At 74.7% G+C, this 23,043-nt stretch carries 25 protein-coding genes; 19 read left to right on the forward strand and 6 right to left on the reverse strand.

What is annotated here, in order from left to right; translation table 11 throughout:
* The first annotated feature begins 1 nt into the window (after position 1).
* The 8 genes from Sya03_RS18600 to Sya03_RS18635 all read left to right on the forward strand — a co-directional run bounded on the left by Sya03_RS18600 (position 2) and on the right by Sya03_RS18635 (position 6,890).
* Positions 2–1,369: a PfkB family carbohydrate kinase gene (locus tag Sya03_RS18600; protein ID WP_370872162.1), complete on the forward strand. Its 1,368-nt coding sequence runs from the start codon at positions 2–4 to the stop codon at positions 1,367–1,369.
* On the forward strand, positions 1,366–2,046 hold the full coding sequence (locus Sya03_RS18605; RefSeq protein WP_203939601.1) for an SDR family oxidoreductase: 681 nt from the start codon (positions 1,366–1,368) through the stop codon (positions 2,044–2,046). The genes Sya03_RS18600 and Sya03_RS18605 overlap by 4 nt, the downstream gene beginning before the upstream one ends.
* Positions 2,043–2,972, forward strand: a complete 930-nt coding sequence (locus Sya03_RS18610; protein WP_203939602.1) for a glycosyltransferase family 9 protein — start codon at positions 2,043–2,045, stop codon at positions 2,970–2,972. The genes Sya03_RS18605 and Sya03_RS18610 overlap by 4 nt, the downstream gene beginning before the upstream one ends.
* A 29-nt stretch (positions 2,973–3,001) precedes the next feature.
* Positions 3,002–3,415 (forward strand): hypothetical protein, encoded by a 414-nt coding sequence (locus Sya03_RS18615; protein ID WP_239107669.1) that lies wholly within the window; start codon positions 3,002–3,004, stop codon positions 3,413–3,415.
* A 104-nt stretch (positions 3,416–3,519) separates the two neighbouring features.
* The gene (locus tag Sya03_RS18620; RefSeq protein ID WP_203939603.1) at positions 3,520–4,125 is read left to right on the forward strand and encodes a class I SAM-dependent DNA methyltransferase; all 606 of its coding nucleotides are present in this window, start codon (positions 3,520–3,522) and stop codon (positions 4,123–4,125) included.
* Positions 4,126–4,189: 64 nt separating this feature from the next.
* Positions 4,190–5,398 (forward strand): sensor histidine kinase, encoded by a 1,209-nt coding sequence (locus Sya03_RS18625; RefSeq protein WP_203939604.1) that lies wholly within the window; start codon positions 4,190–4,192, stop codon positions 5,396–5,398.
* Complete coding sequence (locus Sya03_RS18630; RefSeq protein ID WP_203939605.1) at positions 5,395–6,063, forward strand: response regulator; 669 nt, start codon at positions 5,395–5,397, stop codon at positions 6,061–6,063. Before Sya03_RS18625 ends, Sya03_RS18630 begins: the two co-directional genes overlap by 4 nt.
* 74 nt (positions 6,064–6,137) lie before the next feature.
* The gene (locus tag Sya03_RS18635; protein ID WP_203939606.1) at positions 6,138–6,890 is read left to right on the forward strand and encodes an alpha/beta hydrolase; all 753 of its coding nucleotides are present in this window, start codon (positions 6,138–6,140) and stop codon (positions 6,888–6,890) included.
* A 3-nt stretch (positions 6,891–6,893) separates the two neighbouring features.
* Here Sya03_RS18635 and Sya03_RS18640 read toward each other — a convergent pair whose 3' ends face one another.
* The 4 genes from Sya03_RS18640 to Sya03_RS18655 form a co-directional block, all read right to left on the reverse strand.
* Positions 6,894–7,526, reverse strand: coding sequence for a Scr1 family TA system antitoxin-like transcriptional regulator (locus tag Sya03_RS18640; RefSeq protein WP_275411459.1), 633 nt, complete (start codon positions 7,524–7,526; stop codon positions 6,894–6,896).
* Positions 7,527–7,617: 91 nt separating this feature from the next.
* Complete coding sequence (locus Sya03_RS18645) at positions 7,618–7,884, reverse strand: DUF6510 family protein (protein ID WP_203939607.1); 267 nt, start codon at positions 7,882–7,884, stop codon at positions 7,618–7,620.
* Positions 7,881–8,600: a ferredoxin reductase gene (locus Sya03_RS18650; RefSeq protein ID WP_239107670.1), complete on the reverse strand. Its 720-nt coding sequence runs from the start codon at positions 8,598–8,600 to the stop codon at positions 7,881–7,883. Before Sya03_RS18650 ends, Sya03_RS18645 begins: the two co-directional genes overlap by 4 nt.
* Complete coding sequence (locus tag Sya03_RS18655; RefSeq protein WP_203939608.1) at positions 8,570–9,166, reverse strand: molybdopterin-dependent oxidoreductase; 597 nt, start codon at positions 9,164–9,166, stop codon at positions 8,570–8,572. The genes Sya03_RS18650 and Sya03_RS18655 overlap by 31 nt, the downstream gene beginning before the upstream one ends.
* Positions 9,167–9,260: 94 nt before the next feature.
* Here Sya03_RS18655 and Sya03_RS18660 point away from each other — a divergent pair, with 94 nt between their 5' ends.
* The 4 genes from Sya03_RS18660 to Sya03_RS18675 all read left to right on the forward strand — a co-directional run bounded on the left by Sya03_RS18660 (position 9,261) and on the right by Sya03_RS18675 (position 13,028).
* Entirely contained in the window at positions 9,261–10,337 is a 1,077-nt protein-coding gene (locus Sya03_RS18660) for an LLM class flavin-dependent oxidoreductase (RefSeq protein WP_203939609.1), read from the forward strand.
* Positions 10,334–10,945, forward strand: a complete 612-nt coding sequence (locus Sya03_RS18665; RefSeq protein ID WP_203939610.1) for a CE1759 family FMN reductase — start codon at positions 10,334–10,336, stop codon at positions 10,943–10,945. The genes Sya03_RS18660 and Sya03_RS18665 overlap by 4 nt, the downstream gene beginning before the upstream one ends.
* A gap of 69 nt (positions 10,946–11,014) precedes the next feature.
* Positions 11,015–11,914, forward strand: a complete 900-nt coding sequence (locus tag Sya03_RS18670) for an SGNH/GDSL hydrolase family protein (protein WP_203939611.1) — start codon at positions 11,015–11,017, stop codon at positions 11,912–11,914.
* 1 nt (position 11,915) lies between these two features.
* On the forward strand, positions 11,916–13,028 hold the full coding sequence (locus tag Sya03_RS18675) for an SGNH/GDSL hydrolase family protein (protein WP_203939612.1): 1,113 nt from the start codon (positions 11,916–11,918) through the stop codon (positions 13,026–13,028).
* On the opposite strand, the gene Sya03_RS18680 is transcribed toward Sya03_RS18675, so the two are convergent.
* A complete protein-coding gene (locus Sya03_RS18680; protein WP_306891593.1) occupies positions 13,018–13,407 on the reverse strand; it encodes a YchJ family protein in 390 nt (129 codons plus the stop codon). The two genes, Sya03_RS18675 and Sya03_RS18680, sit on opposite strands and share 11 nt — an antisense overlap.
* Positions 13,408–13,479: 72 nt before the next feature.
* On the opposite strand from Sya03_RS18680, the gene Sya03_RS18685 reads away from it, so the two are divergent.
* The 7 genes from Sya03_RS18685 to Sya03_RS18715 all read left to right on the forward strand — a co-directional run bounded on the left by Sya03_RS18685 (position 13,480) and on the right by Sya03_RS18715 (position 21,310).
* A complete protein-coding gene (locus Sya03_RS18685) occupies positions 13,480–14,172 on the forward strand; it encodes a spermidine synthase (protein WP_203939614.1) in 693 nt (230 codons plus the stop codon).
* A gap of 69 nt (positions 14,173–14,241) precedes the next feature.
* Positions 14,242–15,876, forward strand: a complete 1,635-nt coding sequence (gene pgi, locus Sya03_RS18690; RefSeq protein ID WP_203939615.1) for a glucose-6-phosphate isomerase — start codon at positions 14,242–14,244, stop codon at positions 15,874–15,876.
* Positions 15,877–16,962, forward strand: coding sequence for a winged helix DNA-binding domain-containing protein (locus Sya03_RS18695; RefSeq protein ID WP_203939616.1), 1,086 nt, complete (start codon positions 15,877–15,879; stop codon positions 16,960–16,962).
* 40 nt (positions 16,963–17,002) lie between these two features.
* Positions 17,003–17,371 (forward strand): DoxX family protein, encoded by a 369-nt coding sequence (locus Sya03_RS18700; RefSeq protein ID WP_203939617.1) that lies wholly within the window; start codon positions 17,003–17,005, stop codon positions 17,369–17,371.
* Positions 17,372–17,399: 28 nt separating this feature from the next.
* Positions 17,400–17,912 (forward strand): hypothetical protein, encoded by a 513-nt coding sequence (locus tag Sya03_RS18705; protein WP_203939618.1) that lies wholly within the window; start codon positions 17,400–17,402, stop codon positions 17,910–17,912.
* A 157-nt stretch (positions 17,913–18,069) separates the two neighbouring features.
* Complete coding sequence (locus Sya03_RS18710) at positions 18,070–18,684, forward strand: hypothetical protein (RefSeq protein ID WP_203939708.1); 615 nt, start codon at positions 18,070–18,072, stop codon at positions 18,682–18,684.
* A gap of 355 nt (positions 18,685–19,039) precedes the next feature.
* Positions 19,040–21,310: a M4 family metallopeptidase gene (locus Sya03_RS18715; RefSeq protein ID WP_203939619.1), complete on the forward strand. Its 2,271-nt coding sequence runs from the start codon at positions 19,040–19,042 to the stop codon at positions 21,308–21,310.
* A gap of 166 nt (positions 21,311–21,476) precedes the next feature.
* Here the strand turns inward: Sya03_RS18715 and Sya03_RS18720 are convergent, their stop codons facing one another.
* A complete protein-coding gene (locus Sya03_RS18720) occupies positions 21,477–22,496 on the reverse strand; it encodes a TerC/Alx family metal homeostasis membrane protein (protein WP_203939620.1) in 1,020 nt (339 codons plus the stop codon).
* Between the last annotated feature and the right edge of the window lie 547 nt (positions 22,497–23,043).

Genomic DNA, 23,043 nt, shown 5'->3' on the forward strand with positions numbered 1-23,043 from the left:
CCTGGTGATCGTGGGGGACACGCTGCTCGACGCGGACGTCGACGGCGCGGTGCGCCGCGTCGCCCCGGACGCGCCGGCGCCCGTGCTCGACCAGGAGCACGTCGCCGAGCGCCCCGGCGGCGCCGGCCTGGCCGCGCTGCTGGCCGCCGCGGACGGCCACGACGTCACGCTCGTCACGGCGCTGGCCGCCGACGCGCCCGCCGCCCGGATCACCGCCCGGCTGGCGGCCGCGGGGGTGCGGCTGTGCGCCCTGCCGGTGACCGGCACGACCCCGGAGAAGATCCGGCTGCGCGCCGACGGCCGGGTGCTGCTGCGCCTCGACCGCGGCGAGGGCGGCGACATCGGCCCCGCGCCCGACCTGGACTGCCTGCACACCGCGGACGCGATCCTGGTCAGCGACTACGGCCGCGGCGTGGCGGCGCACCCGGAGGTGCGGGCCGCGCTGACCGCCGCGAAGGCCCCGATCGTCTGGGACCCGCACCCGCGCGGGCCCGCCCCGGTGCCGGGCGTCCGGCTCGCCACCCCGAACGCGGCGGAGGTCCGGACGGCCACCGGCGCGGGCGGCACCGCCCTGGCCGCCGCCAGCCACGGCGGGCACGAGCTGCGCCGCCGCTGGCGGGCCGCGGCCGTCGCCGTCACCACCGGCGCGGCGGGGGCGGTGCTGTGCCACAGCGGCCCGACGCCGCTGGTGGTGCCCGCCCCGGCCGCCGCCGACGGCGACACCTGCGGCGCCGGCGACCGGTTCGCGGCCGCGGCCGCCGCCGCGCTGGCGTCGGGCGCCCTGGTCACCGAGGCCGTCCAGGCCGCGGTGGCCGCCGCCACCGCCTACGTCGCCGCCGGGGGAGTGGCCGCCGCGCTGGCGCCGCCGCCCGCGCCCGCCGAACCGGCCCGGCACGGCCACGACGACGCGGGCCGGCTCGCCGCCGAGGTCCGCGCCCGCGGCGGCACCGTCGTCGCCACCGGCGGCTGCTTCGACCTGCTGCACGCCGGGCACGTCGCCACCCTGGAGGCGGCCCGCTCGCTCGGCGACTGCCTGGTGGTGCTGCTGAACTCCGACGCCAGCGTGCGCGGCCTCAAGGGCCCCGACCGTCCGCTCAACGACCAGCATGACCGGGCCCGGCTGCTCGCCGCGCTCGGCTGCGTCGACGCCGTCGTCGTGTTCGACGAGGCCACGCCCGAGGCGGCCCTGACCTGGCTGCGGCCGGACGTCTGGGTCAAGGGCGGCGACTACGACACCGTGCCCGAGTCGGCGCTCGTCGCCGGCTGGGGCGGCCAGACCGTGATCGTCCCCTACCTGGACGGCCACTCCACCACCACCATGATCGCCGCTGCCCGGGGCTCCCGGCAGCCGGAAGGAGCCACCCGATGACGTACCCCGTGCTGGTCACCGGCGGATCGAGCGGCCTCGGCGCCGCCGTCGTCACCGCCGTGCAGAAGGCGGGCGGCACCGCGGTCGTGATCGACCGGCAGCCGCCGGCCGACGGCGTCGAGTGGGTCGAGTGCGACCTCGCCGACACCCGCGCCGCCGAGGCCGCCACCCGCCGCGTGATCGAGTCCGCCGGCGGCCTGTCCGGCGTCGTCACCGCCGCCGGCATGGACGTGCCCGGCCGGCTCGAGGACGTGCCCGGCGACGTGTGGGACCGCATCGTCGCGATCGACCTGCTGGCCACCGCCGCCGTGGTGCGCGCGGCGATCCCGGCGCTGCGCGAGTCGCACGGCACCGTGGTCACCGTGTCGTCGACGCTCGGCGTCAAGGCGGTCAGCGACGCCACCGCGTACTGCGCCGCGAAGTTCGGCGTCGTCGGCTTCACCCGCTCGCTGGCCGCCGAGCTGGCCGGGGCGGTCGGCGTCACCCTGGTCATCCCGGGCGGCATGCGCACGAAGTTCTTCGACGAGCGCGACGAGCAGTACAAGCCCGGCCCGGACGCGATCCTCAACGACCCCGCCAACGTGGCCGCCGCCATCCTGTTCGCGCTCAACCAGCCGCCCGGCTGCGCCGTCCGCGAGCTGGTCGTGGCCGCCGAGACGGAGACCTCGTACCCGTGATCCTCGCCCTGCGGGCGCTGGGTCTCGGCGACCTGCTCACCGCGGTCCCGGCGCTGCGCGGCCTGCGCGCCGCGCTGCCGGGGCCGCTCGTGCTGGCCACCCCCGCGTGGCTGGCGCCGCTGGCCGCGCCGCTCGCCGACCGCCTGCTGCCCACCGCCGGCCTCGACGCCCCGCTGGACACCGACCGGCCGGAGGTCGCCGTCAACCTGCACGGCAGCGGCCCGGAGTCGCACCGCCTGCTGGCCGCCACCCGGCCGGGCGCGCTGTGGGCGTTCGGCAACGACCGCGCCGGGCACGCCGGCCCGGCCTGGCCCGCCGGCGACCACGAGGTCCGCCGCTGGTGCCGACTGCTGTCCTGGTACGGGGTCTCCGCCGACCCCGCCGACCTGCGCCTGCCGCCGCCCGAGGCGCACCCCGCCGTCGCCGGCGCCACGATCGTGCACCCGGGCGCGAAGTCCCCGGCGCGCCGCTGGCCGCCGCGCCGCTTCGCCGCCGTGGCCCGCCGGCTGGCTGCCGACGGCCACCACGTGGTGGTCACCGGCTCCGCCGCCGAGCGCGACCTGGCCCGCGCGGTGGCCGAGGCGGCCGGCCTGCCCGCCGACCGGGTGCTCGCGGGCGGCACCGGCATCGGCGAGCTGGCCGCGCTGGTGGCCGCCGCCCGCCTCGTGGTCAGCGGCGACACCGGCATCGCCCACCTGGCCACCGCGTACGGCACGCCGTCGGTGGTGCTGTTCGGGCCGGTGCCGCCCCGGCTGTGGGGGCCGCCGCCGTCGCCGGTGCACCACGCCATCTGGCACGGCACCCGCGTCGACCGCGGCGACACCACCGCGCCCGGCGTCCACCCGGCCCTGCTGCGGGTCACCGTGCCGGAGGTCCTCGCCGCCGCGGAACGTGTTCAGCAAGCACTCAGCTCGCCGACAGGCTGAGGCCAGCTCCGCTCACTACGGTCGATCCCATGGACGAGGGACGAGCGGGCCGGGTGGTCCAGGCGCTGCGGGCACGGCAGGTGTTCGCGCACGTCAAACTGCCGCAGGCGGGCCTGACGACCGCCGGCGTGCGGGTGGTGCTGGGCGACGGCCGCGAGGCGGTGTGGGACACCGACGGCACCGCCGGCCTGGAGGCCCAGGTCATGCGCGACGGCATGCTGGTCGGGTTCGTGCCGTCCATTCCCGGCTCGGAGAACTTCACCGAGCCGCAGATCGTCGACGCGATCGCCCGCACCGACTACGACGCCCCGGCCGGCCGCGTCCCGCGCCGCCCCGCGCCGGAGCCCGGCCGCGACCGCGACCGCGCGCCGTCGTACCCGGCGGGCTACCGGTCGCGCACCGCGCCCGTCCTGCGCCGGCTGCGCGACGGCTTCCGGACCTGACCCGTCACCCGCCTGCCCTCCCCGACAGACCCGCCCGCCAGCGGGGGACGAAGCGCCGCCCGGCCCCGCGCCGGGCGGCGCTTCGCCGTCGCTACAGTCGCGCGGTGACCGTCGACCCCGTCCGGCAGGCGTACGCCGCCGTCGCCGAGCTGTACATCGGACTGTTCGGCGCGGCCGACCGCGTGCACCCCGACGACCTGGCGTTCATCGGCCGGCACCTGGCCGGCCGGGCGGGCCCGGTGCTCGACGCCGGCTGCGGCCCCGGCCACCTCACCGGCCACCTGCGCTCCCTCGGCGCCGACGCGTCCGGCCTCGACCTGGTGCCGGAGTTCCTCGCCCACGCCCGGGCGCGGCACCCCGGCGTGCCGTTCCGGCAGGGGTCGCTGACCGGCCTGGACGTCCCCGACGGCTCCCTGGCGGGCATCCTGGCCTGGTACTCGCTGATCCACCTGCCGCCGGACGACCTCGACGGCGTCCTCGCCGGGTTCCGGCGGGCGCTGGCCGGCGGCGGCGCGCTGGTAATCGGCTTCTTCGACGGCGACGAGGTGGCCGCGTTCGACCACAAGGTCGTCACCGCTTACCGCCACCCGGCGGACGAGCTGGCCGGGCGGCTGCGCCGGGCGGGCTTCACGGAGGTGGAGCGGCTGCGCCGCCAGGCCGACGGCACCCACCGGCCGCTCGCCGCGATCGCCGCCACAGCTTCTTCCTAGGACGCTCTAGCGGGTGTGGCCGGGACCGCCCGTACTACGCTCGGCGGCGTCGGGGGAGGGGATCATGTCGGTCACGGAGCTGCTGCTGAGGGTCCTCGCGGGCCTGCGCGGCACCGTCGCCGGCGCCGACCCGCCGCCCGCCTCGCGCGGCCGGCTGGCGCGCAGCACACTGACCGCCGGCGCCTGCGTCGTCCTCGGCGTCGGCATGGCCATGGTCGCGTACAACGACCTCGCGGACGCGAACCTGATCGGCTGGCTGCGGCTGCTGCTGGCCGCCGGCATCGGCGCGCCGATCACCCTGCTGCCGCGCCTGCCGCTGGTGGCGTGGCGGATCGCCCTGCCGGTGGCCCTGGCCAGCGTGTTGATCGGCGTCGCGCCCGCCGGGGCGCCGCTGCCCTGGCACGCCGCGCAGCTGGTGTTCTTCCCGGTGGTGCTGTTCCTCGTGGCGCTGCGCCACCCCGGCCCGGTGGTGTTCTGGGTGTGGGCGGCCACCACCACGCTCGGCGTGCTCTGGACGGAGCCGGAGAACGTCGCCGGGCTGGTCATCGTGCTGACCCTGATCGCCGTGGTCGGCGACCAGGCCCGCCGCCGCGGCGAGGCGCAGCGCCGGCTGGTCGCCGAGCGCGAGGTCAGCGAGCTGGAACAGGCCCGCCGGGCGGTGCTGGAGGAACGCGCCCGCATCGCCCGCGAGCTGCACGACGTCGTGGCCCACCACATGTCGCTGATCGCCGTGCGGGCCGAGACGGCGCCGTTCCGGGTCACGGGCGGGCCGGAGGCGCAGGCGGCGGAGTTCGCGTCCATCGCGGGCGCGGCCCGGGAGGCGCTGGGGGAGATGCGCCGGCTGCTCGGGGTGCTGCGCAGCGAGTCCGGCGGGCCGGACCTGGCGCCGCAGCCGGGACTGGCGGACCTGCCCGCGATGGTGGCGGCCGCGCGCCGGGCGGGCCTCACGGTGGAGCTGGTGTGCCCGGCGACGGAGGTGCCGGAGGCGGTCGGGCTGTCCGCGTACCGGATCGTGCAGGAAGGCCTGTCGAACGCGACCCGGCACGCCGCGGGCGCGGCCGTGCGCATCGATGTGGTCGCGGACGACGCGGCGCTGGCCGTGACCATCCGCAACGACCGCCCGGACCGGCCGGCGGCGCCCGGCGCCGACGGCGCCGGCCTCGCCGGGATGCGCGAACGCGCGGCCGTGCACGGCGGCGAGGTGACCGCGGGCCCCACGCCCGACGGCGGGTACGAGGTGCGGGCCCGCCTGCCGCTGGGGGTGCCGGCGTGACGACGCGGGTCCTGATCGTCGACGACCAGGCGATGGTGCGCGAGGGTTTCGGCGCGCTGCTCGGCGCCCAGCCCGACCTGCTGGTGGTCGGCGACGCCGCCGACGGCGCCCAGGGCGTCGCCGCGGCCCGGGAGCACCGCCCGGACGTGGTGCTGATGGACATCCGGATGCCCGTCCTCGACGGGCTGGCCGCCACCCGGCAGCTGCTGGACGTGGCCCCCGGCCTGCACCGGCCGCGCGTCATCATGCTGACCACGTTCGACGTGGACGAGTACATCTTCGAGGCGCTGCGCGCCGGCGCCAGCGGCTTCCTGCTCAAGGACGCCACGGGCGCCGAACTGGTGCACGCCGTCCGGGTGGTGGCGGCCGGCGACAGCCTGCTCGCCCCGTCGGTGACCCGCCGGCTCATCGCCGACTACGCCGCCCGCCCGGCCACCCCGCGCCGGGTGTCGCTGTCGCTGTCCGCCCTGACGGCCCGCGAGACCGAGGTGCTGGAACTGATCGCCCGCGGCCGCTCGAACACCGAGATCGCCGCCGACCTGATGGTCGCCGAGCAGACCGTGAAGACCCACGTGGGCCGCATCTTCACCAAACTGGACCTGCGCGACCGCGCCCAGGCCGTCATCCTGGCGTACGAGTCGGGCCTGGTCGCGCCGGGCGCGTAGCCCCCCGGTAGCCCCCCGGATCTCCCCCCGCGGGGTCACGACCCGGCCCCCACCTCGTTCCTACCTTTCCGCGCATGATGCGCAAGATCGTGTACGTCCTGGCGGGCGCCCTGTGCGTGTTCCTGGTCGACCCGGCCCCGCCGCAGCCCGACGGCAGAACGATCCACGTGGTCGGCGACCTGACCACCGCCGACCGGGTGGTGATCCTGGTGCCCGGCGTCGACACCACCCCGGCGAACTTCCACACCGGCCTCGGCGGCATGATCGAACGCGCCCCGGCCTGGCAGGCGGCCCGCCTGGCCGAGACGATGACCACCCTGGACCCGCACCGCCGCGTCGCGGTCATCGCCTGGCTCGGCTACGACCCCCCGGAAGGCATCGGCTGGTCGGCGGCCCGCGGCGCCCGCGCCCGCACCGGCGCCGACGCCCTGCTCGGCTTCGTCGACGGCCTCACCGCGGGCCACCCGACCCGCACCATCGCGATCGTCGGCCACAGCTACGGCTCGACGGTGGCCGGCCTGGCGGCACCACGCCTGCCCGCCGCGGTCACGGACCTGGTGGCGATCGGCAGCCCGGGGCTGGGCGGGGCGTCGTCGGTGGCGGAGCTGCGCACGACGGCGCGGGTGTGGGCGGGGGCGTCACCGGGGGACTGGACGCGGCGGATCCCGGGGATGCGCGTACTGGGCTTCGGGCACGGGGCCAAGCCGACGGACCCGGGGTTCGGGGCGCTGCCGCTGCCGGCGGGGGACGTGGCGGGGCACGACGGGTACTTCCGGGCGGGGACGTCGTCGCTGCGGGCGCTGGCGCGGATCGGGGTGACCCGCTGACCGTCACCCCTGAGCTGCCGCCAGGGCGAGGTAGTGGCGCCGGTACCGGTCGAGCAGCGGCTCGATGTCACAGGTGGCCTCCCGCTCGACGTTGTCCGGCCGGGCAACCTCCCGGAGCCGGTTCAGCTGGGCCGGCATCACGTCCGCGCGCCCGAGCTGAAAGCGCAGCAGCGTCTCCGGCATCACGAATCGGAATTCCTTGTTCCGGTCCGTCAGGACCTCCTGGCGCCGCATCCGTCCCGAGACGGCCTCGGCCACGGCGCGATCCGGTTCCACGGGCGGGTCCATGACGGTGCTCTGCACCCTGGCAAGGACGGTGCGCGCGTATTCGCTGGCCTGCAGAAGTCCGCTGACGACCGCCGGCTGAAAGACGCGAAAGGTGGATGCGGCCGCTTCCAGCTGCGCTATTTCAACCTGCCAGATGGCCGCGTCGGTCCGGCCGGGCGGCAACTCCTGCACGCGATTTCTGCGCGATTCCGCGAGCATCACGAGCCGGAACACCTCGGCGTCGTCGGCGTGCAGCGCGCGTGCAAGAACGTCGACGTCGGCCGGGGCCGGGATGACCGAGCCGGTTTCGATCTTCGAGATCTTCGCCTGGCTCATGTTGACGCGCCGGCCGAGCGCCTGCCCGGTCAGGCCGGCCTGGCAGGCGCAGCCGCTTCAGCGAGATGCCGATCGGCGGTTCGGGCGCGGGTCTGCCGGCTGCGTGCGGGCCGCTGACGCCGGCTCACTCCGCGGGCAGCGCGACCTCCAGCGCCACCGTCCCCCGCAGGTCGAGCCACGCCCGGTCGGGCCCCCGCACCACCCGCAGCACCACGTCGGAGCACCCCGGGCACCGCGCCACGAGCCCCGGCGCATGCGCCCACACCGTCAGCTGCGCCACCGCCCCGGCCTGCCCGCAGCCGCAGCACCGGACGACGGCCGCGGTGACGTCCACGGCGAAGATCTCGCGCAGCGCCCCGGCGAGGGCGTTGCCGTCCACGGATGCGGTCATGGGGTGCCTCCGAAGCGTTCCGTCTTGACGAGGCGGGGGGAGTGGCCGAGGGCGACCAGCATGTCGGCGGCGGCCTCGACGAAGCCGGTGGGGCCGCAGACGTAGCAGGCGGGGGCGAAGTCCGGCGGCCAGCCGTGGGTGTTGAGGGTGGCCACGGTGAGGCGCCCGGCGGTGCGGCTCCACACGTGGTGGACGTCGAGGCCGGCGTCGTCGCGGGTGCGGCGGGCCAGTTCGGTCGCGTACAGGGCGTCGGCGGGGGTGCGGGCGGAGTGGACGAGGCGAAACGGGGTGCGGGAGCCGGCGGCCGCGCGGGTGCGGATCATCGCCATCAGCGGGACGATGCCGGAGCCGCCCGCGACCAGCAGGACGGGGGCGGGGTCGGTGGGGCGCCAGACGAACCAGCCGCCGACGGGGCCGCGCAGTTCGAGCTGGTCTCCGGGTTTGACGGCGGTGCCCAGGTACGGCGACACCTCGCCGTCGGCGAGCACCTGCACGGTCAGTTCGACGGTGGGCGAGGCGGACGCCAGCGAGTAGCTGCGCTGGGCGGAGTAGCCGTCGGGGGCGGTGAGGCGCACGTCGACGTGCTGGCCGGCGAGGTGGCCGGGCCAGCCGGGGACGTCCAGGGTGAGGGTGCGGGCCGTGGGGGTCTCGTCGCGGACGGCGGTGACGGTGGCGGCCCGCCAGGTCAGTCGCCCTGGTATCGCTGTTCGCGCCACGGGTCTCCGTAGTCGTGGTAGCCGGCGGTCTCCCAGAAGCCCGGCGAGTCTTCCAGCATGAGGGTGAGCCCCCGCAGCCACTTGGCGGACTTCCAGAAGTACAGGTGCGGCACGAGCAGCCGGACGGGCCCGCCGTGCTCGGGGGTGATGTCGTCGCCGTCGTAGCGGTACGCCACCCAGGCCTGGTCGTCGAGCAGGTCGTCGAGGGGCAGGTTGGTGGTGTAGCCGCCGTAGGAGTGCGCCATGGCGTAGTCGGCGGCGGTGTCGACGTCCTCCAGGAACGCCGACACGGGAACGCCGCGCCACGTGGTGCCCAGCTTCGACCACTTGGTGACGCAGTGGATGTCGACGGTGACGTCGCGGGCGGGCATGGCCGTCAGGTCGGCCCACGTCCAGGTGGTGGCCGCGCCGGTCTCGGTGGTGACCGTGAACTGCCAGCGGTCGGCCGGGACGCGCGGGGTGGGCCCGGCGGACAGCACCGGGAAGTCGGTCGTCAGGTACTGGCCGGGCGGGAGGTCCGGGTCCGCGCGGCGCCGGCCGTGGAAGCCGGGGGACACGATCGCCATGCCCCCCATCCTGACGTGTCCGGCGTCATGGCGGAATAGTTGCGTAGTCAAATACCGTTGTGCGCGGCAGGACGATCGAAGGAGCGCGGTAGCGATGCAGTTCGGAATCTTCACCGTCGGCGACGTCACGCCGGACCCGACGACCGGGCGCGAGCCGACGGACGCCGAGCGGGTCAAGGCGATCACGGCCATCGCGCTGAAGGCCGAGGAGGTCGGGCTCGACGTCTTCGCCCTGGGCGAGCACCACAACCCGCCGTTCGTGCCGTCGTCGCCCACCACCCTGCTGGGCTGGATCGCCGCCCGCACCGAGCGGCTGCTGCTCAGCACCTCCACGACGCTGATCACCACGAACGACCCGGTCAAGATCGCCGAGGACTACGCGATGCTGCAGGTCCTCGCCGACGGCCGCGTCGACCTCATGATGGGCCGCGGCAACACCGGGCCGGTCTACCCGTGGTTCGGCCAGGACATCCGCAACGGCATCCCGCTCGCGGTCGAGAACTACGCGCTGCTGCACCGGCTGTGGCGCGAGGAGGTCGTCGACTGGCAGGGCAAGTTCCGCACGCCGCTGCAGTCGTTCACCTCGACCCCGCGCCCGCTCGACGGCGTCCCGCCGTTCGTGTGGCACGGCTCGATCCGCAGCCCGGAGATCGCCGAGCAGGCCGCGTACTACGGCGACGGGTTCTTCGCCAACCACATCTTCTGGCCCAAGGAGCACACCCAGCGCATGGTGGGCCTGTACCGGCAGCGCTTCGCCCACTACGGCCACGGCGACCCCGACCAGGCCATCGTCGGCCTCGGCGGCCAGGTGTTCATGCGGAAGAACTCCCAGGACGCGGTCCGCGAGTTCCGGCCGTACTTCGACAACGCCCCCGTCTACGGCCACGGCCCCAGCCTGGAGGACTTCAGCCGGGAGACGCCGCTGACCGTCGGCAGCCCGCAGCAGGTCATCGACCGCACGCTGGGCTTCCGCGACTACGTGGGCGACTACCAGCGGCAGCTGTTCCTGCTCGACCACGCGGGCCTGCCGCTCAAGACCGTCCTCGAGCAGCTCGACCTGCTGGGCGAGGAAGTCGTTCCGGTGCTGCGCAAGGAGTTCGCGGCGCTCAAGCCGGCGCACGTGCCCGACGCCCCCACCCACCAGAGCCTGAAGGCGAGGGTCGCCGCATGACCACCCGGACGCTCGTCGTCGTCTCCGCCGGCCTGAGCGTGCCGTCGTCGACCCGCCTGCTCGCCGACCGGCTCGCCGCCGCCACCGTCGCGGCGGCCGGCCGGGCGGCGGGCGACGCCATGCCGGTCGAGGTGACCCACGTCGAGTTGCGCGAGCTGGCCCACGACATCACCGACCACCTGCTCACCGGGTTCGCCCCGGCGGCGCTCCGGCGGGCGCTCGACGCCGTCGCCGCCGCGGACGGGCTGATCGCCGTCACGCCGATCTTCAACGCCTCGTACAGCGGGCTGTTCAAGTCGTTCACCGACGTGCTCGACCGGACCGCCCTCGACGGCACGCCCGTGCTGCTCGCCGCCACCGGCGGCACCGCGCGGCACTCGCTCGCCCTCGACCACGCGCTGCGGCCCCTGTTCGCGTACCTGCGGGCCGCGGTCGTCCCCACCGGGGTCTTCGCCGCCACCGAGGACTTCGCCGGCGGCGCGCTGCGGGCCCGGATCGACCGGGCCGCGGCCGAGCTGGCGGACGCCATGGCGCGCCGCGAGCCCGCCGCGCCCGCCGACCCGTTCGCGCTGACCACCGACTTCGCGGCCCTGCTCGCCGGCGACTGAACCCAGTCGCAACCGAACCGCCCCCGGCCTGCCATCACGCCGGGGGCGGTCGCGTACGACGAGTAGGACGTGAACAGGACCGTCGGGCTGCTCGTCCTCGCCGCGGGTGTCGCCGCCAGCGTCGGCACCTACTTCGTCGTCACCATGCCCACGGGCGCGGCGACGACCCCGGCCGCCGCGGTCGCCCCCGCGCCCGCCCCGTCGTCGTGGGTCAGCGTGCAGACCGGCGACGGCCCGTCCGCGGCCCCGCCGGCCGGCCCCACGGCCACCGGCCTGCCCACGGCCGGCCCGATCGCCGCCACCCCCGTGCGCACCTCCACGGCCCGCCCCGCCGGCACCGCCACCGCCGTCCCCACCGCGAGCGCCGCCGCCCCGGTGAAGATCATGGCGCTCGGCGACTCCATCACCTACGGCGTCGGCTCGCAGTCCTCCGGCTCCTACCGCACCGGCCTGCGCCGCAAGCTGGTCAACGCCGGCCTCGCCGTCGACTTCGTCGGCTCGGTGAAGTCCGGCAGCGGCCCCGACACCGAGAACGAGGGCCACAACGGCTGGACCATCGCCCAGGTCACCGCCAAGGTCGACGGCTGGCTCGCCGCCCAGCAGCCCGACGTCGTGCTGCTGCACATCGGCACCAACGACATGAACAAGAACCTGTCCGTCGCCGGCGCCCCCGACCGCCTGGAGGCGCTCGTCGACGCCATCCACGCGGCCCGGCCGACCGCGCAGGTCTACCTGCAGCAGATCGTCGGCTCCTCCGACGCCGTGGTGAACAACCGGATCACGGCCTACAACGCCGCCATGCCCGCCGTCATCTCCGGCAAGGGGTCCTGGCTGCACCTCGTCGACCAGTCCGAGGTCAGCGGCACCATGCTCAAGGACGCTCTGCACCCCAACGACGCGGGCTACGCCCAGATGGCCGACAACCTGTACGCGGCGCTCGCCGCCACGTACGAGCTGTCCGGCGCCTGACGTGCGCGCCCGCCTGCTGACCGCGGCGGCGCTGGCCTGCGCGCTGCTCGCCACCGCCCCCGGCACGGCCACCGCCGACGACCACCCGGCCGACCCGCCGGCCCCCACGGAGACCCCGGCCGAAACGCCGCCGCCGGTTGAGATCCCGACCGAGATCCCGACCGAGATCCCGACCGAGATCCCGACCGAGATCCCGACCGAGACCCCGGCCGAGACGCAGCCGCCGGCGGAAACGGAGCCGCCCGTCGAGACGCCGGCCCCCACGCCCGCGCCGGGCCCGCTGCGGATCATGCCGCTCGGCGACTCCATCACCTACGGCTACACCTCGTCGACCACCGACGGCTTCCGCGCCGACCTGTACCAGCGCCTCACCGGCGCCGGGCTCGCCGTCGACCTGGTCGGCTCCGCCCGCCACGGGACCGGCCCCGACCCCGACCACGAGGGCCACCCGGGCTGGACCGTCGCGCAGGTCGCCGCCCGCGCCGACGGGTGGCTGGCCGCCGCCGAGCCCGACGTGGTGCTGCTCCAGATCGGCACGAACGACCTGCGCACCGCCGCGGGCGCCGTCGGCGCCCCGGCCCGGCTCGCCGCTCTCGTCGACCGGATCCTCGCCGCCCGCCCCGCCGCCCGGGTGTTCCTGTCCCGGCTGCCCGGCGCGAAGAACGCCGCCGAGCAGCGCCGCATCGACGCCTACAACGCGGCCGTCCCGGCGATCGCCGCGGCCGCGGGCGACCGCGTCCACCTGGTCGACCAGCGCAGCGTCGACGGCCTCGCCCTCACCGACAACCTGCACCCCAACGACGCCGGGTACGCCAAGATGGCGTGGAACCTGTACCGGGCGCTGGAGCCGGTGCTGAACACCACGGACACCCCCTGGCCCGCCGGGGTCAACCCGTACCAGGCGAAGCAGGCGTGGCTGTGCCACGCCACCACCGCCGGCCCCGACTGCCGGTGGTGGCACCTGCGCCCGGTGAAGACGCCCGGCCGGGTGGGGATCACCGCCGTCACCTACGAGTGGCAGACGCTGCGGCCGGTGCGCCAGGCGTACACCGTCAAGGTGAAGAAGCGGAAGGTCACCCGGTACCGCTGGGTGACCGCCTGGGTCAGCCGCTGACCTCGCCGTCGACGTACACCCACGCCCCGCCCACCCGGGCGAACCGGCTCAGCTCGCGCTGGGTGCCGCGCCGGCCGGCGCGGCGGTAGTGGGCGGCGAACTCCACCGTGCCCGCGTCGTCGAACGGCCCGCCCGCGCCGGTGGCCAGCACGTCGAGGCGCAGCCAGCGCTGGTCCGGGTCCAGGCCGAGGTCCGCCGGCCGGGTCCGCGGGTGCCAGGTGGCCAGCAGGTACGCGGTCTCGCCGGCCGCGAACGCCGAGAACCGGGAGCGCATCAGCGCCTCCGCGGTGGGCGCCCGGGCCGCGCCCCGGTGCAGGGGGCCGCAGCAGTCGCCGTAGGTGTGTCCGGTGCCGCAGGGGCACCGCGCGCCGTCGTCCATCGCCGCCATTGTCCACGGCCCGCCCGGCGGGCCGGACCGGGCCGCGGCGCGCCGACCCGGCAGGATGGCCCGATGGCGCGCTTCGAGGAACTGGACTGGGTCGAGACACCGATCGGGGCGATCAGCCTGCGGCGGCGCCGCGACCCCGGCCTCGGCGTCGACGTGTACGAGGTGAAGCTGGACGACGAGTACCTGATGTCGAGCCTGTTCACCGTCGCCGAGGAGGCCCTCGCCACCCTCGGCCTGGCCGCCACGCCCGGCGACGCCCTCGACGTGGTCGTCGGCGGCCTCGGCCTCGGCTACACCGCCCGGGCGGCGCTCGCCGACCCGCGGGTGGCCCGGCTGACCGTGGTGGAGGCCCTCGCGCCGGTCATCGACTGGCACCGGCGCGGGCTGCTGCCGCACGCCGCCGAGCTCACCGGCGACCCGCGCGCCGAGCTGCGCCACGACGACTTCTTCGCGCTGGTGGAGCGCGGCGGCACCGGCCCGCACGACGCGATCCTCGTCGACATCGACCACTCGCCGCGGCAGGTGCTGCACGCGCCCAACGCCGCCTTCTACACCGTGGCCGGGCTCAGCCGGGTGGCGGCGCTGCTGCGTCCCGGCGGGGTGTTCGCGCTGTGGTCCGACGAGGCCCCCGACGCCGCGTTCGAGCAGGTCCTGGCCGAGGTGTTCGACGGGGTGCGGGCCCACGTGGTGGCGTTCCGCAGCCCGCTGCACGACGGCCCGGCGAGCAACACCGTCTACGTGGCGAACCGGCGCTGACTTCACGGCGCGGCGGGGGCATCCGTGCCAGGATGGTCAGCGTCCGGTGACGACGACGGGAGCACGGTGATGGGCGCACAGATCTCGCGCAGCTCGGAGTGGCAGGCGCTGACCGCGCACGCGGAGAAGATCCGCCACAGCCACCTGCGGGACCTCTTCGCGGGCGACGCGGGCCGCGGCGAGCGGCTGTCGGCCCAGGCCGGCGACCTGTACGTCGACTACAGCAAGCACCTGGTCACCGACGAGACGCTGGGGCTGCTGCGCGCCCTGGCCGGCAAGGCGGGCCTCACCGGCCGCATCGCCGCGATGTTCTCGGGCGAGCACATCAACCGCTCCGAGGACCGGGCCGTGCTGCACACCGCGCTGCGGCTGCCGCGCGACGCCGACCTGGTCGTCGACGGCCAGGACGTCGTCGCCGACGTGCACCAGGTGCTCGACCGGATGGCGGCGTTCAGCGAGCGGGTCCGGTCGGGGGAGTGGCGCGGGCACACCGGCGAGCGCATCCGCACCGTCGTCAACATCGGCATCGGCGGCTCCGACCTCGGCCCGGTGATGGCGTACGAGGCCTTGAAGTCCTACAAGACCGACGAGCTGACCTGCCGGTTCGTGTCCAACATCGACCCGACGGACCTGTACGACAAGACGCGTGACCTCGACCCGGCCACCACCCTGTTCGTGATCGTGAGCAAGACGTTCTCCACCCAGGAGACGCTGACCAACGCCACCGAGGCGCGCAACTGGCTGCTCGCCGGCCTGGGCGGCGACGCCGCGGCCGTGGCGAAGCACTTCGTGGCCGTGTCCACCAACGCGTCGCGGGTCGCCGACTTCGGCATCGACACCGACAACATGTTCGGCTTCTGGGACTGGGTGGGCGGGCGCTACTCGCTGCCGTCCGCCGTCGGCCTGTCCGTCATGGTCGCGATCGGCCCGGAGCGCTTCCGCGAACTGCTCAGCGGCTACCACACCGTCGACGAGCACTTCCGCACCGCGCCGCTGGAGTCCAACGTGCCGGCCACGCTGGGGCTGCTCAACGTCTGGTACAACGACTTCCTCGGCGCGCAGACCCACGCCGTGCTGCCGTACTCGCAGTACCTGCACCGGTTCGCCGCCTACCTGCAGCAGCTCACGATGGAGAGCAACGGCAAGTCGGTGACCCTCGACGGCACCCCCGTCGACCACCAGACCGGCGAGATCTTCTGGGGCGAGCCGGGCACCAACGGCCAGCACGCCTTCTACCAGCTCATCCACCAGGGCACGAAGCTGATCCCGGCCGACTTCATCGGCTTCAGCCGGCCCAACCACGACACGGGCAGCATGCACGACCTGTTCATGTCGAACTTCTTCGCCCAGACCGCCGCGCTGGCCTTCGGCCGCACCCGCGAGCAGGTCGAGGCCGAGGGCGTGGCCGCCGACGTGGTGCCGCACAAGGTGATGCCGGGCAACCACCCCACCACCACGATCATCGCGCCCGAGCTGACGCCGGCGACGCTGGGCCAGCTCGTCGCCCTGTACGAGCACATCACGTTCACCTGCGGCGTCATCTGGGACATCAACCCGTTCGACCAGTGGGGCGTCGAGCTCGGCAAGGTGATGGCCAACCAGCTCGCCCCGCTGCTCACCCAGGACGAGGCGCCGGCCGGCGACCAGGACTCGTCCACCAACGCCCTGATCGCCCGCTACCGGGCGCAGCGCGGCCGCTCCTGAATGGCCGATCTGACGGCGGCCGGCGCGCTGCGCCTGCGACTGGGCAGCCTGCTGCTCGCCGGCCCGCCCCGGCACACCACCGTCGCCGGGGTCGTCGAATGGTTCGGCGCCATGCAGGGCCAGGACCTGGCCAGCGTCATGTGGTCGCTCGGCCTGCGCCTGCCCGGCACGACGGCCGCGGGCGTCCACGAGGCGCTGGAACGCCGCGAGGCCCTGCGCACCTGGCCGATGCGCGGCACCGTCCACCTCGTCCCGTGCCGCGACGCCCGCTGGCTGCTCGCCCTCACCGGCGAGCGTGCCCTGGCGGGCGTCGCGTCCCGCCGCGCCACCCTCGGCCTGACCGAGGCGATGGCCGACCGCGGCGTCGAGGTGCTCGCCGCGGCCCTGGCGGGCCGCCGGCTCACCCGGGCCGAGTGCGTGCAGGTCCTCGCCGACGCCGGCATCACCGCGAGCGGCCAGATCGGCTACCACATGCTCTGGTACGCCAGCCAGCGCGGCGTCGCCTGCATCGCCCCGAACGCGGGCAAGGAGCAGACGTTCGCGCTGCTGTCCGACTGGGCCCCCGACCAGGCCACCCCGACCCCGGACGAGGCCCTGGCGACGCTGACGCTGCGCTACTACCGCAGCCACGGCCCCGCCACCCGCGCCGACCTGGGCCGCTGGGCCGGCCTGAAGATCGCCGAGGTGCGCCGGGGCGTGGCCGCCGCCGGCGACGCGCTCACCACGGTCACCGTCGACGGCACCGAGATGATCGTGGCGTCCGACGCCCTCGACGCGGACGTCCCGCCGGTGCTGGTGCTGCCCGGCTTCGACGAGTACCTGCTGGGCTACAAGGACCGCTCGCTGATGCTCGACGACGCGCACAAGCAGGCCATCGTCCCCGGCAACAACGGCGTCTTCCAGCCCACCGTCGTGCTCGCCGGCCGGGTCGCCGCCACCTGGAGACGCACCGTCACCGCGAAGGCCGTCACCGTCGACGTGCGCCCGCTGACCCCGCTCGACGGCGCCGGCCGCGCCCGGGTCGAGGCGGCGTTCGAGCCGTACGCGGCGTACCTGGGCCTGCCGGGCCGCGTCCGCTGGCCCTGACCGCCCGTCACGATCGGCCGCGCCGCCTCGTCCACCGGGCATGAACACCCTGTTGTGGGTCCTGCAGGCCCTGCTCGCCGCCGTCTTCCTCGGCTCCGGCACCACCAAGATCAGCTGGAGCCGGCAGCGGCTCATCGCCTCCGGCCAGACCGGCATCGCCGTGTACCCGATGCCGGTCGTCCGCCTCACCGCGGCCTGCGAACTGCTCGCCGCCGCCGGCCTGCTGCTGCCCTGGGCCACCGGCGTCGCCCCGGCCCTCACCCCGCTGGCCGCCGCCGGGCTGTGCGTGGTGATGCTGGGCGCCGCGTACGCCCACACCCGCCTGCGCGAACCCCGCGCTGTCGCGGTGAACGCGGTGCTGTTCGCGCTGGCGCTGACCGTCGCGGTGGGCCGCACGGGGCAGCTGTGAGCGGGCGCCCTTCCGTAGGCTGTCGGCCGTGCTCTGGCCTTTCGACGACGACGCCTGGGACTACGATCCCGACGCCGTCCTCGACGACTCGGGCGAGGAGGGCCTGCTCCAGACGAGCGAGGGCCTGCCGCTGCTCGTCGCGGCCGCGGGGCGGCCCGGCTACCCGAAGCGCGACCACCTTCCTGAGAGCTACACCCGACACGTCGTCGGCCACGACCGGGCGGACACCTACCCGGCCCTGCGGGCGGCCGCCGGCATCGCCGCCGCGTCCCCCGACGAGCGCACCCGCGGCTACGCCGCCTGGGTGGACCGCCTGCTCGGCTACCGCGCCCGCCCGGCCCGGGTGCCCCGGGCCCGCGCCGAGCAGATGGCGGCCGATCTGCTGCGCGGACCGCTCCTCGACGCCCGGCTCCCACGCCTCGAGGTCCGGATCACCCCGGACGGCCGGCAGTGGCTGAGCTGCGACCACTCCTGGGCCCGCGACGAGCTCCGCATCGACCGCCGCACCGGCGTCTTCACGATCACCACCCGCCCGCGGTGACCGCCGCCGTCGCGCCGGTCTCGCCGGTCGGGCCTGTTGCGGTCGCGCCGGTCGCGCCGGTCGGGCCTGTTGCGTTTGCGTCGGTCGCGCCGGTCGGGCCTGTTGCGTTTGCGTCGGTTGCGTCCGGCGCGGGAGGCGCGGACGGCGCCGGGTCGCGATGATCGTCGTCGTCACCGGGCCGAGCGCCGCCGGCAAGACCACCTGGTGCCGCCGGCACCACCCCGCCCAGACCGTGCCCGAGCACGCGCCGGCCGGCGCCGAGCCGGCGGACCCGGCCGCGCAGGCCGTGTACTGGTGCGCCGCCGGCTGCGACCGGTGGGCGGCGGCCCGCGACCTGGAGCGGCGCGGCGGCCTCGCCGTCTGCGACGACGACCCGCTCAAGCTGCACTACACGTGGTCGATGCTGCGCGCCGGCCTCGGCGACCGCCGCCTGTGGGACCGGGAGGTGGCCGCGCACCGGTCCGCCGTCGCCGCCGGCCGGCTCGGCTTCGCCGACCTGTACCTGGTGTCGGTGCCGCCGGAGCCGGAGCTGCGCCGCCGCCGGGAAGCCGACCGCACCCGCACCCGGCGGAACTTCGAGCGGCACGTGCGGCTGGCCGCGGGCCTGCGCGAGTGGTACGCGACCCTGGACCGCCTGTCGCCCGGCCGTACCCGGTGGCACCTGCCGCCGGACGGCGCCCCGGCGACGGACCCGCGCGCCCGCCGCGAGGACCCGGCGCTGCTCGACGCGCTCCTCGACGCCCTGCCGCCCGCGGACACATCGGACAACTGACGCTTACCTCCGGTAGGTAACGGATCACACACCGGGTCGGCCGCGTGGATGATGCGCGTGGGACTCGCGGCCCATTGATGGCTGTTCCAGCTATCCCTAGGCTGGCCCGGGACCGCCAGCCGAGCAGGGGAGATGGCGCTGCAGCCGCCGATGAGCTTCACGACGCCACCGGGTACGCCCGGCCGCGCACCCCACCCTGCCCGCCCGCCGGCCCGCACGGCGGGAGGTGACCGCGCCGCCGACCACCCCCGGTGACCGTCACCGGCGGCCCACCGGCGCCCGTCCCGGCGCCGGCCCTACTCCGCGACCCCCACTGACCTCGCTCCCCACCCCGGGCGAGGGAAGGAGACCGAGAGTGCAACGAACCATCCTGACCCGCGCAGCGGTCGCGGTAGCGGCAACCGGCGCCCTGGCGGCGGCGGCCGCCGCCGCCCTGCCGGCCAGCGCCGAGCAGCAGGCCCCCTCCACGCCTGCCGCCGCGCCGTCCGCTCCGGCGACCCCGGCCGAGACGGCGGCCGCGAACGCGGACGCGGCCGTCGCCGCCCCGGCGTCGAGCGAGGCACTGCGCCGCGCCGCCGGCGACAGCCTGACCCGTACGGGCATCACGGAGGGACCGCGTGGCACGCATTACGTGCGGTACGCCCGGACCCATGAGGGGCTGCCGGTCATCGGCGGTGACGTGGTGGTCGTGACCGATGCCGACGGCGCGGTGACGCGCCTGTCGGTGGTCCAGCCGACCCCGGTGACCGTGGACACGAAGCCGCGGGTCTCCCGCGAGGATGCCCTGGCCACGGCACGCAAGCAGCTGGCGACCGTGACGGAGGCCTCCGAGCCGGAGCTGGTGGTGCACGCCCAGGGCGACACCCCCAGGCTCGCCTGGGAAGCGGTCGTCGACGGCGCCGGCAAGGCCGGCGACACGAGCAGGCTGCACGTGTGGGTGGACGCGGAGTCCGGCGCGGTGATCGGGTCCTTCGACGAGATCATGCATGCCACGGCCACCGGTTCGCGGTACGGAGCGGTGCAGATCAACACGACGAAGTCCGGTTCCCGGTACGTGATGGCCGACCCGGCGCGCCCCGGCCTGCGGTGCGGCAAGTGGGTGGACAAGACTGCAGCGGAGCTCATCCCCAGCCTCACCAGCAGTGACGACGTCTGGGGAGGCGCGGGCAGCGAGGTCCACGAGAGGGCGTGCGTCGACGCGCTGTACGGAGCGCAGACCTTCGTGGACATGTTGAAGACCGAGGCGTTCGGCAAGCGGCAAGGCGTGCTGGGCAACGGGACGACGCCACCGATCTTCGTGGCCCTCAACGACGTGAACGCCTACTGGGACGGCTCGTCCGTGACGCTCGGCCACACCGACAAGGGCGAGCAGGTGACGTCCATCGACATCGTGGCACACGAGCTCGCCCACGCCATTTACTCGGTTCACGGCGGACTGAGCTACACCAACGAGGACAAGGCCATCAACGAGGCCAGCAGTGACATCTTCGGCGCCCTGGCCGAGAAGGCCGCCGACCACCCGGATGACGACCCGGACTACCAGGTCGGCGAGGAGGTGGACCTCAAGGGCGATGGCCCGATCCGCTACATGAACGAGCCCAAGAAGCTCCCGGGCCACGTTCAATGCTGGAACGAGCGCGGGACGTTCGCCAAGCCCCATTTAGGAGCCGGTCTGCTGAACCACTGGTTCGTGCTGGCCGCCGAGGGTTCCAGCGGTGCCGCGGACTCCTTCAGCCCGACCTGTGACGGCTCCCGGGTCTCCGGCATCGGCATCGAAAAGGCGGGCGAGATCTTCTACAACGCCCTGCTGTCCAGGTCCGGATCCTGGACGCACGTGGACGTGCGGGAAGGGACGCTGCACGCGGCCGTGGACGCCAACTGCGCCGCGTACGCGACCATCAAGGCCGCGTGGGACGCCGTACAGGTTCCGGCAGGCCCGGAGGAGCCGGGTTGCGTCTCCGACACAGCCGCCAGGTTTGCGGTGACCGTGTCGCCGGACCGGGCCACGGTCGGCGCCGGCGGCGCCGTCACGGCTGCCGTGAGGACGACGACGACAGCAGGCAAGGTGCAGTCCGTCCGGCTCAAGGCGGAGGGTCTGCCCGCCGGTGCGACGGCGGCGTTCAGCCCGCCGTGGGTGAAGTCGGGTCAACCGGCGACCATGACGGTCACCACGGCACCCGACACCCCGCTCGGCACCTACCCGGTGACGGTCGTCGGCAGTGGCGTGCGAGATGTCTCGGTGACGTTCAACCTCGTCGTCGCCAAGGCCACCGGCTGTTCCGCCACGAACGATCAGGACCTCGAGATCCCGGATGCGGACGCGATGCAGGCGGTGGAAAGCGCGATCACCCTGATCGGCTGTGAGCGCGCCCCGTCCAAGGAATCGGTCGTCAAGGTGTCGGTGGTGCACCCGTACCGCGGTGACGTGGTCATCGAGTTGATCGCGCCCGACGCCGTCAAGTACAGGCTCAAGCGAAACGGTCCCGAGGACAGCGACGCGAATGTCAACGCGACCTACACCGTCGATCTGAAGAAGCACAAGGCGGACGGCACCTGGCGGCTGTCGGTGCGCGACGTATACAGCGGCGACACCGGTTACATCGACAGCTGGTCGCTGACGCTCTGACCGGACGGCACCCGACGAGGGGCCCGCGGCGTACCTGCCGCGGGCCCCTCGCGGCGTCGTGTGGCCCGTCGCCGAGGAAGGCGGCGAGCCACGAGCGGGGGGCGGGTCGACGTGGACCAATTATTAAGACTGTTAACTGATCCTGTCCAGTCCCACGTCGGATCCGTCAGCGGTCGCCCGCCGGCCGCTCCTCCCGCGGCCGCCGCGCCCGCACGTTCCCCGCGTGCGCCGTAGCCGTCGGGTCCCGCCGCACCTTGATCAGGCTGGCGACCGTCGTGACCACCAGGACCACCAGGATGAAGCCTAGCGAGAACGGCGTCTCGATCTCCGGCACCGCCGGCCAGATGCCGTGCGCCCAGTGCAGCACCAGCTTCACGCCGATGAAGGCCAGGATCAGCGCCAGCCCCGCCGACAGGTACACGAGCCGGTCGAGCAGGCCCTTCACGAGGAAGAACAGGGCCCGCAACCCCAGCAGCGCGAACGCGTTCGCCGCGAAGACGATGAACGCCTCCTCCGTCACGCCGAACACCGCCGGGATGGAGTCGAGCGCGAACAGCAGGTCGGTGCTGCCGATGGCGATGAGCACGATGAACAGCGGGGTGACCACGCGCCGGCCGTCGGCGTGGGTGAGGAGTTTGCCGCCCACGTAGTCGTCGGTCACCGGCAGCACCCGGCGGGTGGCCTTGACGAGGGCGTTGTCCTCGACGTCGGGGTCCTCGTCGCGGTGCCGGAACAGCTGGACCGCCGTCCAGATCAGCAGGAGGCCGAACAGCAGGAACATGAACGAGAACAGGCTCAGCAGTGTCGCGCCGAGCGCGATGAAGATGGCGCGCAGCACCAGCGCGATGAGGATGCCGAACGTCAGCACCTTCTGCTGGTGCTCGTCGGGCACCGCGAACGTCGCCATGATGATGACGAAGACGAACAGGTTGTCGACCGACAGGCTCTTCTCGACGATGTAGCCGGCGAAGTACTCGGTGCCCCAGGTCCAGCCGTACACGGAGCCGAAGACCACGCCGAACGCCAGCGCCACCGCGATGTAGAACACCGACCAGGCGGTGGCCTCGCGGAACCCGACGTGGTGCGGGCGGACGGTGCCGACGACGAGGTCGAGTGCGAACAGCGCCAGCACCACGCCGATCGTGAGCGCCCAGCCGAGTCCGGTGACCTGAAGCTCGTCCGGCATGGGCCTGCTCCTCGCTGGTGAGGCGGTGCCGGCGGGAAGGTGCCGGATCCCGGCCAGCGTAATCGGCGACGGGGCGCCGATCGGCCGTTCGGAGGAGCCGCGGTGGGCGGAACGACGCAGGCCGGCCCTGGTGGCGGGGGCGGGGCGGTAAGGACCGCAGGGCAGGGTGGGCCGTCCCGGAGGGCAGGCGTGACGGAAATTCCGGGAAACACGCCTCGTGCTCGCCCCGGCGGCCGGCCGTCACGGTGCGACACCGGTTCCGGGGGTTCGACGGATGTCATGGCAGGCCGTCGGGCCTGATCACCGCGGGCGGCAGGACCATCGACGGGTGACACTGCCGGACACCCAGCGTGATCTTGTCCCGAGGGCGTTCCCGGCCGCTCATCACCCATCGTGACCAGGGGCGGAATGATGCTGAGGACCGCTCACCATCCGGGCTTTCGTCCAAACAGGATGTCTGTATGGTAGTCGGCGTGTCGCCGGCCGTGACCTTGAGCTGCGGCACGCACCCGGACGGCGTGGTCCTCAACGGAGTGTCGGTAACCGC

Origin of the sequence: Spirilliplanes yamanashiensis (assembly GCF_016863475.1) — a bacterium.
Taxonomy (GTDB): domain Bacteria; phylum Actinomycetota; class Actinomycetes; order Mycobacteriales; family Micromonosporaceae; genus Spirilliplanes; species Spirilliplanes yamanashiensis.

Excerpts from the sequence above, each read along its gene's own strand:
- Sya03_RS18605 (WP_203939601.1), top strand. The coding sequence starts at position 1,366 with ATGACGTACCCCGTGCTGGTCACCGGCGGATCGAGCGGCCTCGGCGCC.
- Sya03_RS18615 (WP_239107669.1), top strand. The coding sequence starts at position 3,002 with ATGGACGAGGGACGAGCGGGCCGGGTGGTCCAGGCGCTGCGGGCACGG.
- Sya03_RS18625 (WP_203939604.1), top strand. The coding sequence starts at position 4,190 with ATGTCGGTCACGGAGCTGCTGCTGAGGGTCCTCGCGGGCCTGCGCGGC.
- Sya03_RS18635 (WP_203939606.1), top strand. The coding sequence starts at position 6,138 with ATGATGCGCAAGATCGTGTACGTCCTGGCGGGCGCCCTGTGCGTGTTC.
- Sya03_RS18645 (WP_203939607.1), bottom strand. The coding sequence starts at position 7,884 with ATGACCGCATCCGTGGACGGCAACGCCCTCGCCGGGGCGCTGCGCGAG.
- Sya03_RS18655 (WP_203939608.1), bottom strand. The coding sequence starts at position 9,166 with ATGGCGATCGTGTCCCCCGGCTTCCACGGCCGGCGCCGCGCGGACCCG.
- Sya03_RS18660 (WP_203939609.1), top strand. The coding sequence starts at position 9,261 with ATGCAGTTCGGAATCTTCACCGTCGGCGACGTCACGCCGGACCCGACG.
- Sya03_RS18665 (WP_203939610.1), top strand. The coding sequence starts at position 10,334 with ATGACCACCCGGACGCTCGTCGTCGTCTCCGCCGGCCTGAGCGTGCCG.
- Sya03_RS18680 (WP_306891593.1), bottom strand. The coding sequence starts at position 13,407 with ATGGACGACGGCGCGCGGTGCCCCTGCGGCACCGGACACACCTACGGC.
- Sya03_RS18685 (WP_203939614.1), top strand. The coding sequence starts at position 13,480 with ATGGCGCGCTTCGAGGAACTGGACTGGGTCGAGACACCGATCGGGGCG.
- pgi (WP_203939615.1), top strand. The coding sequence starts at position 14,242 with ATGGGCGCACAGATCTCGCGCAGCTCGGAGTGGCAGGCGCTGACCGCG.
- Sya03_RS18695 (WP_203939616.1), top strand. The coding sequence starts at position 15,877 with ATGGCCGATCTGACGGCGGCCGGCGCGCTGCGCCTGCGACTGGGCAGC.
- Sya03_RS18700 (WP_203939617.1), top strand. The coding sequence starts at position 17,003 with ATGAACACCCTGTTGTGGGTCCTGCAGGCCCTGCTCGCCGCCGTCTTC.
- Sya03_RS18710 (WP_203939708.1), top strand. The coding sequence starts at position 18,070 with ATGATCGTCGTCGTCACCGGGCCGAGCGCCGCCGGCAAGACCACCTGG.
- Sya03_RS18720 (WP_203939620.1), bottom strand. The coding sequence starts at position 22,496 with ATGCCGGACGAGCTTCAGGTCACCGGACTCGGCTGGGCGCTCACGATC.